At 40.0% G+C, this 16439-nt stretch carries 14 protein-coding genes; 3 read left to right on the top strand and 11 right to left on the bottom strand.

All coding sequences use genetic code 11. From position 1 onward, the window contains the following. Position 1: 1 nt before the first annotated feature. From deoD to MKY19_RS15280, 3 genes are all read right to left on the bottom strand, one after another. On the bottom strand, positions 2-709 hold the full coding sequence (gene deoD / locus MKY19_RS15290) for a purine-nucleoside phosphorylase (RefSeq protein WP_339264754.1): 708 nt from the start codon (positions 707-709) through the stop codon (positions 2-4). Positions 710-870: 161 nt separating this feature from the next. Next, positions 871-2304 (bottom strand): helix-turn-helix domain-containing protein, encoded by a 1434-nt coding sequence (locus MKY19_RS15285; protein WP_339795807.1) that lies wholly within the window; start codon positions 2302-2304, stop codon positions 871-873. A gap of 120 nt (positions 2305-2424) precedes the next feature. Next, positions 2425-2976: a biotin transporter BioY gene (locus MKY19_RS15280; protein WP_076283743.1), complete on the bottom strand. Its 552-nt coding sequence runs from the start codon at positions 2974-2976 to the stop codon at positions 2425-2427. A 247-nt stretch (positions 2977-3223) separates the two neighbouring features. Here MKY19_RS15280 and MKY19_RS15275 point away from each other — a divergent pair, with 247 nt between their 5' ends. Then, positions 3224-4201, top strand: coding sequence for a biotin--[acetyl-CoA-carboxylase] ligase (locus MKY19_RS15275; protein WP_339795806.1), 978 nt, complete (start codon positions 3224-3226; stop codon positions 4199-4201). Positions 4202-4339: 138 nt separating this feature from the next. On the opposite strand, the gene MKY19_RS15270 is transcribed toward MKY19_RS15275, so the two are convergent. The 4 genes from MKY19_RS15270 to MKY19_RS15255 all read right to left on the bottom strand — a co-directional run bounded on the left by MKY19_RS15270 (position 4340) and on the right by MKY19_RS15255 (position 8645). Further along, positions 4340-5239: an NAD-dependent epimerase/dehydratase family protein gene (locus MKY19_RS15270; protein ID WP_339795805.1), complete on the bottom strand. Its 900-nt coding sequence runs from the start codon at positions 5237-5239 to the stop codon at positions 4340-4342. Between the two features lie 172 nt (positions 5240-5411). Further along, entirely contained in the window at positions 5412-6290 is an 879-nt protein-coding gene (locus MKY19_RS15265) for a LysR family transcriptional regulator (protein ID WP_339795803.1), read from the bottom strand. A 76-nt stretch (positions 6291-6366) separates the two neighbouring features. Further along, positions 6367-7719: an MATE family efflux transporter gene (locus MKY19_RS15260; protein ID WP_339804323.1), complete on the bottom strand. Its 1353-nt coding sequence runs from the start codon at positions 7717-7719 to the stop codon at positions 6367-6369. 242 nt (positions 7720-7961) lie between these two features. Further along, on the bottom strand, positions 7962-8645 hold the full coding sequence (locus MKY19_RS15255; protein WP_339795801.1) for a MarR family transcriptional regulator: 684 nt from the start codon (positions 8643-8645) through the stop codon (positions 7962-7964). 531 nt (positions 8646-9176) lie between these two features. On the opposite strand from MKY19_RS15255, the gene MKY19_RS15250 reads away from it, so the two are divergent. After that, complete coding sequence (locus MKY19_RS15250; RefSeq protein WP_339795799.1) at positions 9177-9467, top strand: hypothetical protein; 291 nt, start codon at positions 9177-9179, stop codon at positions 9465-9467. A 437-nt stretch (positions 9468-9904) separates the two neighbouring features. On the opposite strand, the gene MKY19_RS15245 is transcribed toward MKY19_RS15250, so the two are convergent. The 3 genes from MKY19_RS15245 to MKY19_RS15235 all read right to left on the bottom strand — a co-directional run bounded on the left by MKY19_RS15245 (position 9905) and on the right by MKY19_RS15235 (position 12997). Continuing rightward, positions 9905-10426 carry a helix-turn-helix transcriptional regulator gene (locus MKY19_RS15245; RefSeq protein WP_339795797.1) on the bottom strand — a complete coding sequence of 174 codons (522 nt, stop codon included), beginning with the start codon at positions 10424-10426 and terminating at the stop codon, positions 9905-9907. A 30-nt stretch (positions 10427-10456) separates the two neighbouring features. Continuing rightward, positions 10457-11305, bottom strand: a complete 849-nt coding sequence (locus MKY19_RS15240; protein ID WP_339795795.1) for a sialate O-acetylesterase — start codon at positions 11303-11305, stop codon at positions 10457-10459. A 177-nt stretch (positions 11306-11482) separates the two neighbouring features. Further along, positions 11483-12997 (bottom strand): NAD(P)-dependent oxidoreductase, encoded by a 1515-nt coding sequence (locus MKY19_RS15235; RefSeq protein WP_339804320.1) that lies wholly within the window; start codon positions 12995-12997, stop codon positions 11483-11485. 170 nt (positions 12998-13167) lie between these two features. Between MKY19_RS15235 and MKY19_RS15230 the strand changes: the two genes are divergently transcribed. Beyond that, positions 13168-13725, top strand: coding sequence for a TetR/AcrR family transcriptional regulator (locus MKY19_RS15230; RefSeq protein ID WP_149645674.1), 558 nt, complete (start codon positions 13168-13170; stop codon positions 13723-13725). On the opposite strand, the gene MKY19_RS15225 is transcribed toward MKY19_RS15230, so the two are convergent. Beyond that, entirely contained in the window at positions 13706-16366 is a 2661-nt protein-coding gene (locus MKY19_RS15225) for a family 78 glycoside hydrolase catalytic domain (RefSeq protein WP_339795792.1), read from the bottom strand. The two genes, MKY19_RS15230 and MKY19_RS15225, sit on opposite strands and share 20 nt — an antisense overlap. Positions 16367-16439 lie beyond the last annotated feature (73 nt).

Below are 16439 nucleotides of genomic sequence, written 5' to 3'. Positions count from 1 at the left end.
ATCAGCCATCAATGACTGTGTTAAGGGCTATTTCGACCATTTCATAAAAGGATTGTTCACTTTCTTTATGAGTCAGGTGTTCCTGTCGTAGCAATTGACTGCCGACTGTTAAAATCGATAACGCTTTTACACCATATTTAGCGGCTAAAGTGTATAAGGCTGTACTTTCCATTTCTACTGCTAATACACCAAAATCCATAAACTTGTGAAGTCGATCTAAATTTTCACGATAGAATTCATCAGAATTATAAATGTTACCAACAAAAACATTTGCATTTTTAGCTTGTGCTTGTTGATACGCTTTCATTAACAATGAGAAATCTGCTGTAGGTGCAAAATTACAACCATGAAAGATCTTCTCCGTCATATTACTGTCTGAAGACACCGCTTGGGCTATTATAATATCGCGGATATTAATTTCACTTTGCATCGCACCACATGTACCAATGCGAACCAATTTCTTAACTTCATAATCGACGATCAATTCTGTAGCATAGATACTCATCGATGGATTTCCCATCCCTGTCCCCTGAACTGACACCGGTACACCCTTGTATATTCCAGTGTATCCATACATCCCTCTTACTTCGTTATAACAATTAGCCCCCTCTAAAAAGTGTTCTGCTACAAATTTTGCACGTAAAGGATCTCCTGGGAGCAAAACGCGCTCTGCTATTTCTCCCTTATTTGCACCTAAATGCCTACTCATAGTTCTTCCTCCAACTTTTAATAGTAAACTGAGGTTTACCGAAATCGCTTTCCACTTGCCCTCAAGTAAAATCAGTTTCGAAACTAGATTGAGCATAAGGTTTTTTAACATTACAAACTAGACCAAAAACTTACGTAGGTAACGGAAAATAATTGGTCAAATTATAAAAGCAATTCTTTACGGATATGGTCCAAATCTCTTTTAGAAGGGATCGTAGAAATAATAACAACAGGCACGGTCTTTAGTGCAACCGGGATATTACTAATGACAAGATCAATATTATTTTGTTGCATGATCTCGTCAGTTAGCCCTTTCATAATGGAGGTATTAAGGATCAATTGATCCCCAATTTCCTTCTTTATCAAATCTGCTATGTAATGACGAATTGAAAATTCCTCCCCGATCACTAAGAAAGCCCTCTTACTCTTATAACGTAAACTCGAGCGGACAATTAAGGTTAGTTTTGTTAAATGAAAATTATTGAAGAGAACGGAAGGGTAAGTTTTATTCCACGTTTGCATACAGGTTTGCATTTCTTGATAAATCTGCTGGCACTCCTGCTCTACATATGTTGTTAAATGACTTTTTGAAATCATCATCCATTCCGGAATGGCATTTTCGATTAATAACTTGTCAAAGAACCCGTAAATCTCCAAAATAAATCGTTCATGCATATCCAAGTTCGGGTATACCTTTGCCAACAACATTAGAAGCAGATTCCCCATTTGATATTCTTCTTTATCCTTGTGTAATTCGACTTCTTTAATCGGAGTGATCTCTGACCCTTCATAATAATGATATTGGCTGAGACTAACCATGGATTGCATAAAGAATATTTCACTCTTTGGAAATTCGATAGACAGCTTTTCTTCAAGACGCTCTGCTATGGCTCTCACTGGTATATAAAACATCCCCTTTTCCCAGGGGTATGCATTTTCGTCGATGGTTACACAATTTCCTTTCCCAGCTCTTTCTATTACAATTGCCAACAAAAAGGACAATTTCCTTTTGGAATTGATAAAATATACAATGTTATTCTCATTCTCTATATTTGTGATCAACTGATTTATATAAGCAAAATCGACATTCGCAAAGGGCCATCCTGTAAACTCATACGCATCACAATATAAATTCCAATAAAAATATCGAATATTCATTTCATTCCCTTTGATCACAGGTGTAGAGTAACTAATGCGTAACTTATACGCTTTTAGATCATTATTATTTAATTCCACAATCAGCTTCTTCAAAGACGAGGTACTCATAAACATGGCTTCAGAAAGCTCCTCCACAGACATTCGACCAGCATTCGTAAACAATAAATGCATCAGCCGATAAAAAATGGTTTGTCTGAACATAGAAGAAATCACTTCACTTATCGTACTTTGCCCATCACGTAGAAGAACGATTCCCTTACCTCTAGAAACTTCAATGGTTACAGTAGAGGGTAGTTGCTTGCTGATTTCCTCCACCATCTTCCGTATTGTCTTATCTGAGATCCCTAAACTTTTCTCCACTTCGGCTAAGGTAAACCATCTTTGTTCCGTATCAAGCAGCGTTAATAGTTGGCTAGCTAAATTAAATCCCTTATCCATTGTTATCCACCCTATTTCAATTTCATTTTAATTTTTATAGTATAAACAAATTCACATCTATAACCATATTATTTTTCAATAAAAAAACCCGGGTTTCATTTACCCGAGTTTCACATCACTTTATATTTGTGTTTTTTCTTCAATAGGGCTAATTGCTTTCAGCTGCATCGTTATGACGGCTGCTATAACGGCTTTGATGATGTCCCCCGGAAGAAAGGCTAGCGCTCCGACAAGTCCAGCCCAGATCGACGTATTGGTTATTAATGCCATGACTGGTGCACCAATCAGACTCACTAGTAATACACCAAAGATTATGTTGATCGCTATCAGCTTCCAAGTTCGGACCTTCGGCCAGATTTTTTCAGAATACCAGCCGATAAGGCCGGCCGCGATCGGGAAGCTAAATATGTATCCTGCAGAAGGACCAATGAGCACTGCGATTCCGCCGCGGCCACCAGTCAGTACAGGCAGTCCAATGGCTACCAGAATGATGAAAATGACTAGACTGAGGGCGCCCATCCGTTTCCCCAGAAAACATCCAGCTAACATGACGCCAAGCGTCTGGGCAGTGATCGGAACGGGGATGAAGCCGAGGGGGATGGGTGGAATCATGCCCAGCACCGCGATAAGTGCTGCGAATAATGCAGCATAAATAAGTTCTTTTGTCTTCAAAAAATTGACCTCCATTGGATATAAATAATTGTATTCTGGTTAGTAAATACGTCCAGTAAGCTGAATTATAATGGAGATATTATTGATTGTAAACCATAATATTTTTAAAGGTTTACAATAGAGTGAAATACCAAGCTTGAGTTTTTCCAATTGTTATATAGAATTAGAGTATTCAGTCGCAATCGTTGGATGTTATTATATTCAATGAGTTTTGGTCGGAGAGTTATACTTTTGGAGGTTTAAGTTCATGACAGTAAAAGAACATATTCTTGCCTTGCTCGACAGTAATAAGGGTGAATACTTTTCTGGCGAGGAAATAGCCGTTCAGTTATCCGTGACGCGCAGCGCTGTCTGGAAAGCCATAAAATCGTTACAGACAGACGGATATTCCATACAAGCTGTAACTAATAAAGGATATTCCATGTCACCTCAAACAGATATCCTATCTGCAAGTGCAATTTCAAAATATCTGGATACCCAGGGGAAAAAGTTACGTTTAGAAGTCTTTAAGACACTATCTTCAACGAATGAAGCCGTAAAAAGCCTTGCCTCAAATGGAGAAGCTGAGGGTAAGGTGATCCTTTCCGAAGAACAGACCGCTGGACGCGGGAGAATGGGCCGAAAATTCTTTTCTCCACCGGGAACGGGTATCTATATGAGTATCCTGCTGCGTCCCAAGCTGTCAGCAACAGATTCCGCTCTGCTGACCACTTGCGCCGCTGTTGCAGTCGCCCTTTCCATCGAGAGCGTATCCGGTAAAGAAACACAGATTAAATGGGTGAATGATGTCTTCATGGAAGGTAAAAAGGTGTGTGGGATTCTTACCGAAGCATCTGTGTCACTGGAAAACGGCTGGCTTGATTATGCCGCTCTTGGTATTGGTATCAATGTAGCGCTACCGTCCGACGGCTTTCCTAACGACCTTACCGAGATTGCAACAACTGTAATTTCTGAAAACAGTTCTTATGGTGATCTCCGCAACCGACTGGTAGCAGAAGTACTGAACAATTTCATGGGATATTATGAGCAATTAACGGACAGATTGTTTCTTTCCGAATATAGAAAACGGTTAATTTCACTTGGCAAACCCGTAACAGTGATAAAGAATAATGAACAGCTTAAGGCAACAGCCATTGATATCGATAACGATTGCCATCTGAAAGTCAGATATGAAAATGGTGACGAGGAATATCTTTCAAATGGAGAAGTCAGCGTTAAAATTTAGCTATTGTTCTTTTTAAGATAGGCTAGCTTATGACGTTTTTCGCAAAAGAAGCCACCTTGTAGGCGGCTTCTTTTGCGTATATGTTATTCGTGGTAATCGTCAAATTTAAACATGGAGGAATCATTTTTCAGTGGTTTATTATTGCAAATTATTTTTTATCCAGCTAAGCAGCGACTCTTCCTTCGGAGCCCAAGCAAGTAGATTTCTTGCATGAGTTGCACGCACACGGCTGTTCGAGGCGATAGCAAAACGCGCCCAGTCTCCAAGTTCTGCTATCGCTTCGTCTGCGGGCCAGCTTATGGTCTTGCCCCCAAAGCCTAACGCCTCGCTGACAGATTTGGCGATGTCCCCATAAGATTCCTCCCCATTTTCGGCAAAGAAATACGATGCAGACGGTGCTTTTTCGAGTGCCAATTCATACAGTTGTACCAAATCTTTAATGTGGACATTAGACCAGCGATTTACGCCTTTACCTACGTGAACGCCTGCCTGTAGCTCTCTCGACTTGCGAATAATTTGCGGCAATTGATCGCTTTCCACAGGTAACGCTAGTGCATCACCATAAATCATAGATGGGACTATCACGATACTTCTCACCCAATCCTCAATTCCAGCCTTGCGTACGAGGTTGTTGATCGCTACGCGGTTTTCTCTAATATCCATAGGCACAAATGGTGTTTCCTCGTCAAAAATTTGTTCGCTCGCCGTTTCGCCACGGGCATCATCCCCTACCACACTTGAACCCGATGTATGCAAAAATGGTTTTCCACTTCCACGTAGAGCAGCTATAAAAGTTTCAACTGCCAGCAAATGATCTGAATCGGCTGTGTGAATTACTGCATCGCTGAGCTTAGCATATTTCGTTAGCGTATCCGTATCCTCCAACGTGCCGAGTATAGGCTCTATACCAATATCCCTTAATGCTTCCACCTTATCGGGATTGCGAACCAGACCGAAGACAGTATGCCCGGCATCAAGTAAACCTTTAGCCACCGACCCGCCGATATAGCCTGAAGCTCCTGTGATAAACACTTTCATAATAATATTTCCTCCTCATCTATGCTGTTGATGCTTGTCCATTCGACAAAGTGTGGTGCCAGTCTCAATTATTTATTAATTTTGCTGCTTCTTTATTGTAAGCTCCAAAACATAAATAAAACAAATTATGAAATAACCATTTATTCATAAATTATTTTATAAATAATACTAGCTAATCCATCTTCTTTTCTCTTAGGATAGATATGATCTCATGAATCAGAGGCAAATGCTTATTCTTTAACTGATAAGCGATATATAACTCATTTTTTACTTTTAAATGCTTAAAAACAACTTTTGATTTTCCTTCTTTTAACGAGTTTCGCAAGAGGTATGTAGGTATGACACTCAAGCCCACCCCGAGCTCAACTGCCTTCAGGATCATGTGTAAATTAGGAATGATATGAATAGGTCTAATTTCAGGACGTTTCTTAAAATGTTCTCTCCAAATTCTTCTAATTATCGGCAATTCCAAGCCATAGCTGATCCATTTCTGTTCAGAGAGCCATTGTTCTTCAAGCTTCAGAGTATCAAATTCAAGGATTTCATAATTGCTTGGAGCTACTATAACAAACTCTTCATCCATTAATTTCAAATACTCGATACCGGGAGTTTGGAACCTTTTTGACATAATGAGAATGTCTAGCTTGTCTTCCTTCAGGAGCTCTAGCAATTGCTCGGCGGTTCCAAAGTGCGAAATGGTACATGTATTAAATTCAGGAAGCCGTGGCAGTATTTTTTCACTAAAAAACTCATGCGCCGCTCCCAGCTTGATCACACTCAGCGTAGGCAAAGAAGCCGATTTAAAGCTCATTGTCGTATTCTCTAATGATTCTATAAGTGGAGCGAGCTGGGAATATAACTCCTTTCCCCGCTCTGTTGGGGTGATTTTTCTAGTCGACCGAATAAATAAAGTTTCTCCCACCTCCGCCTCCAAGGCGGCTAAGTGCTGACTCATGGCTGGCTGCGTCATCATGCGGGTTTTTGCGGCTTCAGAAATCGATTGATACTTATATATTGTGCAAAAGCTTCTATACCATTCAAAATCAACCATACTCTAGGCTCCACCTTTATACTGTAAAATTTATATTAGAAGATGAACTTAATATATCAACTTAAGACTCTGTATTCTACTGTGCTAAAGCATTTAAATCCGGCTGCATCTTGTTCCGCAGAACATACAGCATGATGGCACCAACAAGGAATGCAACGGCATCCGAAATGACGAGCGACCAGACCACACCATGGAAACCATTCATTCGATTGGCTATATACAACACAGGAATCAGAGTAACTCCTTGAATAATTGACATTATAAATGCAGCAGTTCCTTGCGCTGTAGCTTGGAAGATCCCGGTAAACAACGAAGTCATTCCTGTAATAAACAAGGATAAGAATGTCACATGCAGAATGTAGCTGCCCATCTCAATTAATTGCGGGTCATTCGTAAATAAGCCAATTAAGTGGTCGGAAATCAGATAGACGATAACGCCGAACACGACAGCTAAAGCTATTATCGCTTTGATCGTGAATCCGATGGTATGCTTCATGCGTAATTTATTCGCTGTAAAAGAGAAGGCAATGAGCGGCACGACTCCCTCGCATAAACCCATCAGAATACACTCAGGTAATTGCAATAAACGGGATGAAATTCCGAACCCCGCTATGGCTTGATCTCCATATTCGACTAGAAAATGGTTCAATATGAGTGACATTGCACCCATGAAGATGCTCATAATAAAGACGGGAACTCCGATTTTGAATACATTGCTCAGTATATCCTTGGTAGCTTTGAACCATTTAAAAGAGACAGTTAAGAATTGGCTTTTATAACCCAAATGGTAGGCGTAGAATACGCACGCAACCAAGTTAGAGATGACCGTAGCAGTCGCAACGCCAATCACGTCCCAATGGAAGACGAAGATAACTAGCGCATCGAGAATAATATTCACGACAACACTTAGAATCATCCCAATCATTGATGTGATTGCTGAACCTTCCGAGCGCACGATATTCTCCAATGTGAAGCATAATACAACGAATGGTGAGCCAATAAGCATAATCGTTACATAGTCCTTTGTAAATCCGAAGGAGTCGGGCGTCGCTCCCAGACCATGAACAATTGGATCAATCAACGGGAGGCCAACAGCCATCACGATAAGACCGATAACTAAACTGCTGTAAAAAGCGAATGAAGATACATGCTTAACATCATCATATTTTTTCTCCCCTAGCAAGCGGGAGATGAATGTACCACTGCCCATGCCAATCAAGTTTCCTAGCGCCATAATGATCGCGAATAACGGCAAGGTTAGTGCAAGTGCGGTTAACATAGCCGTATTGCCCAGTGTGCCAAGGAAATAGGCATTCAAGATGGAATATATGACACTCATTGACATGCCTAACATCATCGGTAAACCGAAGTGAGCTACGGCTTTTGAGATGGGTGCTTTTTCAAAGTAATGAAGGTTTTCTGCATCCATGTGGGTCACCACTTTCTTCATCTATTTGGTATTTAAATTACTTAGAATTCTAACTATTTATTGAATATGAATCATGACGCAGCAACAAACAACCCCGTACCGTACATCGACTTTACGGGGTTGGTGTGCGAAATTTAACTGTTCTTCAGTTTCCAAGAAAGTACATCATTGCGCCGCCTTTGCCGTTCAGCTTTCCTTTGTAAAAGGCACGCCACTGCTACTGTTTGACGAAAAGACTCTGCTTACTTATCGTCCGGATCATGTGACTGGTCTGGTGACGAATTTCTTCCATCTCTGGAAGGCCAGCCGAATCCGCGCATGTCACGATGCCCTTCCCCGCCAAAGCCAGGGAACCTTCCGCTAAAGCGTTCGTCCCTAGAATTCCCCCACATTTTTTGCATTTGTCCACGCATGGCCATTAGTTTTTCGAATTCCTCTGTACCCATACGCTCCTTTGCAGCCTCCATCCACATAGCCATTACATCACGTTCTCCGTCCGTTCCAAGCTCTTCTTCTAAAGCCATAATAACGCGGGTTAAGTAATCCCCGAAAGCAATCTGCTCTTCTGAAGATAGGCTAGAAAATATGTTGACTCTGTCTATCTCTTGCCCCTCTTCCTCTTCTCCTTTTTGGGTTAAGTAAATCAACATGATGCGTTTGTCTGTTTCTGATGGCTTACGGGTGATATATTCGGCTTTTTCCAATTTTGCAAGCAATTCATTGAGGGATGATACACGGATGTCCAGCATATAGGATAAATCTTTGGTGCTGATACCATCTTTCATCCGGAGAAATGCCAGTATCCTGCCTTGCCCGCGGGATGTGTCGGCCATAGGGCCAACAGCCGCATGTGTTTTTAAGTGTTGTCGTTGCAGCAGCCATTGCAGTTTCGCGAGTTTTTCATATAATTCAGTATTCATGTCCATATTGGATCCTCCATAAAGTTTGTATGGTACCTGTTAATCTTTGTGACGGTACCTGTTGGTTTTTATTATAACGGTACCTGTTAGATATGTCAAAATGTTTATTACAGGTACCGTTAGTATGTTATTGATTGTTTCCAGAACTTTTAATGACTCGTAGTATGTAGCGGGCAAAATTACTTACATCCTTATTACATTTTTTATCATATACTTACTGTAAGTTCGCTTGCACGATATTATAATTGGTGTTTATAACAGTAACACTTATTTGGGTTTGTTTTAAAAATATCTGGAGGTGACTTGATTGAAATTACTACAGCTCAGTTTAGCTGTTACTTTAGCGAGTACCCTATTATTTGGTCCTTCGTATCCATCTTTTGCAGCGTCTACTACAATAAACTCCCCTGTTCTATTGCAAATCAATGAGTACAATATTCTCTACACTTATCCAAAGCAACCTTATATTGATAGCAAACAAAGATTAATTGTTCCCCTATTACTAATCAGAATGGAATTTTACCAACCACTTTTGATTTGACGCTGAGTGAACTAATTGAAAATAAGCTTCAGCAGGGAAATATCAATTTAAGCGCAAAAAATATTAGTGGAATTTCTATGCCTAAAGGTAAAGAAGATCTACATGTTATTGTTATATTTAATAATACCTTTCAAATGGAAGCTGATCTTAACCCAACAACAGAACAACTACGTCCTCGTCCAGCCCTCACAAAAGATCAAGTATTTCAGCAGAAAACGGAGTTTACAGCAGGCAATTATGGCGACTATTTAAAATATATACTAGTAGTGGGCAGGATTCTAAAATAAGTAAATACAATTCACGAAACGCAAAACGAGACTAAAAGTGATTTTAGAGGCTCGTTTTTGTCTTATTTTATAAGGAGGGTTATTAATATATGAAACACCCCATTCTAAATAAAAAATCGCTCATTCTAATAATTTTTTTGATATTCCTTATAGGAATATACTTTTTATTCTTCGGATTACCATGGAAGTCCATAGCCCATAAAAAACAATTCGAAGTCTATTTAGAAGATAAGTATCAAATTGACTTCAAGTTAAAAAAGATGGACTATGATTTTATGCACCGAACATACCTTACTTATGCATATCCCGCGAGTGACCCAACTTTAGTTTTTTTTGTAGGTCAAGATATTGAAAACAAAGAAATTCATGATCTTTATCTATATGAACTAGAAAAACGTATGTTCAAATAGGTTACTAGAATAACCGTTGAGCTGTGATCAGTTTTCTTTTTTTATATCTTCAAGCAAACCTTCAAACCATTGAACATTTACTATATGGTGGGAAAGTGAATTTTCTAACATTTTTTTAAAATAAGCAGTGATATTTTCATCGTTCTCAAGAGATAGCTGTATTAAAGAAATCTTATGTTTAGTTTGTTCGATTTGTATTTCTATTAATTTAGTTAGCTCTTCTTTTTTATATTCATCTGAAAATAACATTGCTACATAAAAAGATAGGTTTATATAGTCTGTCTTAGACCCATATTTGAACATCAACTTTTCAAACTCTTTTTCCCCTAATTCCGTGATGTTATAATTATGTGTCTCTCTGGTGCTGTCTCTTTGGTCAACTTTTACAATATACTTTTTCTCTACTAATTGCCCAAGATTATAATAAAAGGACCCTTTGGTGAAATTCACTATATATTTATAGTGTTTTTCTTCCATTAAGGATAACAATTCATAACCGTGAGCCCCTGGATTTTGTTTTAATAATCCTAAAATTAGTAATATTATCAACTCAACGCCTCCGTCAAAATGCTACTAGGTTTAATCATTGTTGATTTGTATAAACTTGGCTTGAAATTCGTCAAATGATATTTTTCCTAAAGCAAAATCCATACTCAATATATACATTTTTTCCGCTTTAGTGTGTGTTCTTGCATTATGGAGACTTAACAACTCCTGTTCATTAATTAGCGGCTCAAGTACATGTTGCTTATTAATAAAAGCTTCAAAATATCGCAACCCAAATTTTCTTTGAGATATTGCATCGATATGAATACCATCCGGATTAGAAGTTAAACCTGAAGCTGTAACAAAGTAACAATCATCTTGTTCAAAAGCAAATTTTTGTAACTCTTGATTCATCAACTCGTATTCAGTGCAATGTTTCCCAAATCCTTCTTTGCCTAAAAAATCCCCTAAACCACCAATTATAAATGGAATATTTGGAGCATCTAACTCTTTTCTAAGCGTCGTAACCATTATAAGTAATTTCTGATAATAGACTTTATAGTTGCCATTACTACTATCACTTTCTCCTTGATGCCATAAAATCCCCGATAATTCACTATTTTGCATAGCAAATTTAGTTTCTTGTAATGCATGTTTAAAAAGTGCCCCATCTACAGCCCATTCATCAATGGTGCTCCCACCCTCAGCACAAGGAATTAAGCCAATGATGTCTTCTTCATTTTCACGACACCATGCATCCGAAAATGATCCTGCCAGACTTATTCCAGAAACAGGACGGTCATAATTAATAGGTTCAGCCATCATTTGCCATCTGCCATTACGTAGCATTTGGATTCTCTCGTTATAAATTGGGGGTACTTCATGTATAAATCCTCGTCCAGCCATATTTGACTGTCCAATCATTAGAAATGATTTGATCATTATTCTCATCCTCTCTTCAATAGTCTAATTAGACTGTTTATATTATTAGTCTAATTAGACTATTTGTCAACAAATACGCTTTTATTCTCTCCCTCTTTATGAAATCAAAAAAGCTGATCTTCAAAAAGATCAACCTTTGTATGAAGTATTAACATATCAGAAGTGAGGTAATACCATCTAATTCTGATACGATTTCATATACTCGCGTCCGTCTGCCTTACTTTGAATAGGGTTCCAAACCTGAGCAAAGAACGGTTCACGCTTCGCACGTTCTTTGTAATTCCAGCTTTCGAGCTCACACTGCGGGCAGAAATGTCCACCTTCTAGCATAAGCTTGGGGCTAGCCGTAAAGGTATGGTCGAACGCACATTTGAAATCAAGTTTGCCTGCCCAATTCCCCGTTTCCATATCTGTTGAAAGACATTCACCACCACGAAATTTCGCAGCACCCTTGATATCTTCAAGATTTAATTGCGATGTTGGCTTATTCTCATCATACCCGTGGTCAAGTTTGATGACTTTATCCCAATCCGCGAATTTCTTCATTTCAGACACCTTTGCAGGAATCGCCTCCCAGTTGTTCTTGCTGCCCCAATAAGCGTCTATTTTCTCAATGTCATTTTCCTCGATAAAACGTATCGTTCCTCGCTCTTTTACTGCTTGCTTTTTCATCGTCCGCTTAATCATCGCACCCATCAATTTTTGACCTCCGGGCAATTTAGTGATGACTTTCGCAACAGGCACAAGTGTGCCTAGATTATCGAGGTAGCTTTGATAGAAATAATCTATTGAATCTCGGCGAAAGTGAAAATAGTCCTCCAGCTTATCAGAGTCCAGATAATATTGTCCGTGAAAATTCCGTGTTGCATACCATTTAGGATCTATCACATAATCAAGATTTGTTAAACCTAACTTACCATAAAGCACCTGATACATCTCAAGCGTGCTGACTCGACAGCTCTCGCCCCCGCCAATGTTGTAAATATGTTGCCAAAATCCTTCATTTAGTTCTCCGTCTATATCCGAGATGCAGAGGTTTCGCATTAAACGTCCTGAATCCCGATCTGATACGTATTCAAGCACATTTTCTAGACAGTTATGGAACATAATAGGGTCTTCTATCTTGCTCATCGCTGGCCCCATAATACCTGTTTGGCGGAGGCTCACCCAATAGCTTAGTCCTGATTCAATTACCATACGCTCGGCGGCAATTTTCGAAACGGCATAGTAGTCATACACACTTGGTTTGAGAGGGTCGCCCACACGTCCCCAATGGATTGGCGGCATACGGTCACCCGTTTCCGCAATTGTACCGATATTTACGAAACGCGTTACATGGGCACGACCACTTTTCTTGATGGACTCGACGATGTTCTTCGCTGAACCATAATTAATCTGCATCGTTCGCTCGGGAAACTCATCTGCAGCAGGAGATACAAAGGCTGCTATATGAAGCACAATGTCGGCATCTTTCACACATTCATAGACAAGGTCGCAGTCTAGTAAATCGCCATAGACTACTTTAACGCCACTTAGTCTCTCATATTCTTTCAGATTTTGGCGGCTGGTTGAATTGTCTAAATCAAAGAGTAACAGCTCGCATTTCGCTAAATCGTTTCTAAGAAATTTCAATGTTTCGCCACCCATATTGCCCGCTGCACCTGTTATCATGACTCGTTTTTTCTTTACCATATTCTTCACCTGCATTATAAGATTATTGACAAGTCATTCGTCTCCCTTCAGAATACAGACACAGTGTCTATTTCACAACCACCAGTTGATTATCAAACTGATGTAATATAGATAGTCGAAGATATTCTGTCCATTAGTTTTTAAAAATTTTTATAGGGGGTGAATCAACAATGAATCAACGTGAACGGTTAACCAAATTGCTGCTGAAGCAAAGCTTGATTCGTCTGCTCAAAGAAAAAAACATAAGCCAAATCAGCGTAAAAGAATTATGCGCTTCAGCAGGCATCAATCGCTCTACCTTTTATTTGCATTATGCAAATGCATACGATCTGCTTGAACATGTTGAGCAGGAGATTATTGATAACACAAATGCATATCTAGAAAAAATCGAAGCTAATGACAATGGCATCACTTATATATTGACCTTCTTAGACTACATCAAAAAGAATGATGATTTATTTGCCATCATGTTACTCAAATCAAATGAAAACGAGTTGTTTTCAAAACGTTTGCTTAAGGAAGTACTGATGAATATTGACACTTTCCTTCAGCTTGACGTTCCCGAAAATATGAAGCGTTTTACTTACGCTTATTTGGTTAATGGAAGCTTAGCAATTATACAGGAATGGATATTAGAAAATTTCATTATATCAAGCGATGAATTGGCTCAACTTATTTTCTCTTTGGCGGATCATTCCTTATTAACGTTTAAGTCATCGGAAACTTGAAGTAATAGTCACCAGATCCAACTAGTAGTTTAAGGCCTTCTGACATTTGTTCCACACTGGATAGACCTATGACTTGTTCTATTGGTGTCCCAGACTCCAAGATACTGTCCTGATTCATCGTTGGAATAATAATCTCAGCTGTTGTATTGGATGGAATCAGCACTTGCATTTCTACTGAAGCTTCGTTCTGTTTTTTCCAAGTTACCTTGATCGTTCCATGGACAGATTCAAGCGAAGCATCAACCCACGTCAAATGTTCCCCGATCTGCGGCTGGATCCGTATTTTTTTATAGCCTGCTTCTAATAGTTCCATGCCACCGGCAGTGCGATAGAGCCAATCTCCAATAGCACCGTAAGCATAATGGTTATAGGAGTTCATATCATCGCTCCAGAACGAACCGTCCTGTTTTATTCCATCCCAATGTTCCCAAATGGTTGTAGCCCCTTGGATTATTGAATATAACCAGGAAGGATACTCTTTCTGCAGTACCAATTGGTAGGCTACATCCGTATAACCAAATCTAGAGAGGACTAGACACAGATAGGGAGTTCCTACAAAGCCGGTCGTTAGGTGCACTCCATTTCCTTCGATATGGTCGGCTAGCATCTTGGCCGTCCGATGACGATCCTTTTCCTCTAATAATTCAAACATAAGGGCAAGTGTATACGCAGTTTGTGTCGGTGAGGCCACCCGACCATTTGGTGTTACGAACTCTTGGCGGAATGCCAGAACAATCTTCTCATGCAATGCTTCATATTTTAAGGCATCTTCGGGTTTTCCAATGACAGCCGCTGTCTTAGCTAGCAATTCCGTTGAATAAGCATAGAACGCGGTAGCGATCAACTCTTTTGGTGTTGCTCCGACGTAGCTGTTTTCTTTGGCATCCAGACCTAACCAATCTCCGAAGTGAAAACCTGTATTCCATAGATATTCGTCTTCACCTTGCGCCCGAATATACTCGACCCATGCTTTCATACTTGGATATTGCGTTTTCAGCACACGAATGTCCCCATAACATTGATAAAGCGTCCAAGGACAAATCACCGCGGCGTCTCCCCAAGCAGCAGAGCCGTATCCTGCCGCTGGCACATCGGGAATAACATGCGGAACTCTTCCGTCTTCTTCTTGATCTGCGGCCAAATCCTTTAGCCACTTTTCAAAGAACGGAACGACATTCATGTTGTAGGCAGATGTGCGAATAAAAACTTGAGCATCCCCGGTCCATCCCAATCTTTCGTCTCGTTGTGGGCAATCAGTCGGGATATCTAGAAAATTCCCCTTTTGTCCCCATAAAATGTTGTGCTGAAGCTGATTCAAGAGTTCATCTGAACACTTGAAGTTTCCCGTTTGCTCCAAGTCCGTATGGATGACGCAGCCGATGAATTGTTCCAATAATTGATCTAGCGGTATGCCAGTCACTTTTACATAACGGAATCCTTGGAAGGATAAATAGGGCTCAAACGTTTCTACCTCCCCGCCATGGCATATATAAGTAACAGTTTGTTTTGCAGATCGTAAATTTCCGATGTAGAAATTCCCCTCGCGGTCCAACACCTCAGCATGTTCTAAAGTAATTATCGTTCCAGCTTCAGCATGAACCGTAAATCTTACCCATCCAACCATATTTTGTCCCATATCCAGCACGTGTTCGCCTTTAGGTGTAGTAATGACTGCAATAGGCTTGATGGTTTCTATAACCCTGGTCGGTTCGTTTTCCTGAGCAACCAATGAAGTCTCTGGACGGTCCTTGAGAATAGTCTTTTGCCACTTTACATCCTCAAAACCGGGAGAAGACCAACCTTCTACCTCGAGCCTCGCATCATACGTTTCGCCATGATACAATTCTGACATCAAGAGTGGACCTGTAGAAGTACGCCAGTTGTCATCCGATACAAAGATTTGTTCCGAACCATCAGATAATGTGACGTGTAGTTGGATAAGCACAGCACGATCCTCACCAAAGATGTCTTTCTTTCCTTCCCAAGCTAAATATCCTTTATACCACCCGTTTCCCACCATGCAACCAAGAGCGTTATTGCCAGCAGCAATCAAAGAAGTCACGTCATAGGTCTGATATTGAAGCCGTTTATTATAACTGGTCCAGCCAGGGTTAAATAACGTGTTATCTGCTGGTTTACCGTTTATATATAAGCGGTACATCCCAAGAGACGTTGCATACACACGCGCTGATACAACATTATCAGGGATTGAAAATTCCGTACGAATATAGTCGCAAGGATCAGCCCCATTCTCTTGGTGATTCGGAGGTGCTGCTATCCATTTTGCCTGCCACTCATCTACCGATAACAATGCCGTTTCCCAGTGCGCAGGTTCACTCCATTCTGAAACTATCCCATGATCGTCCCAAGCTCGAACCCTAAAGTAATACCGGGTGCGGGATTGTAAGGCGGGACCTTCGTATTCAATATGCACATTGCTATCCGACTCTACCTTTTCAGAATCCCATATGATTTTTGAAAAGAAATTGTGATCATTTGCGACTTGAACTTGATAGGCTGATTGGATAAATCCCCGTATTTCTGTGCTGATCCACCAACTAAGCCGCGGATGTAAATCATCAATTCCCACCGGATTCTTTCTATAGTTCACTTTAAGATTTGTAACTTCAAAATTGGACATTTGTATCAACCTCCTATATTCATCCAGTAACCTGCCGGAACACTTTGAACTGTATTCATAGATCTTTGATCCG

Origin of the sequence: Paenibacillus sp. FSL R5-0744 (assembly GCF_037972555.1) — a bacterium.
Lineage (GTDB): Bacteria > Bacillota > Bacilli > Paenibacillales > Paenibacillaceae > Paenibacillus_AQ.
This window is presented reverse-complemented; position numbering and strand designations above follow the sequence as displayed.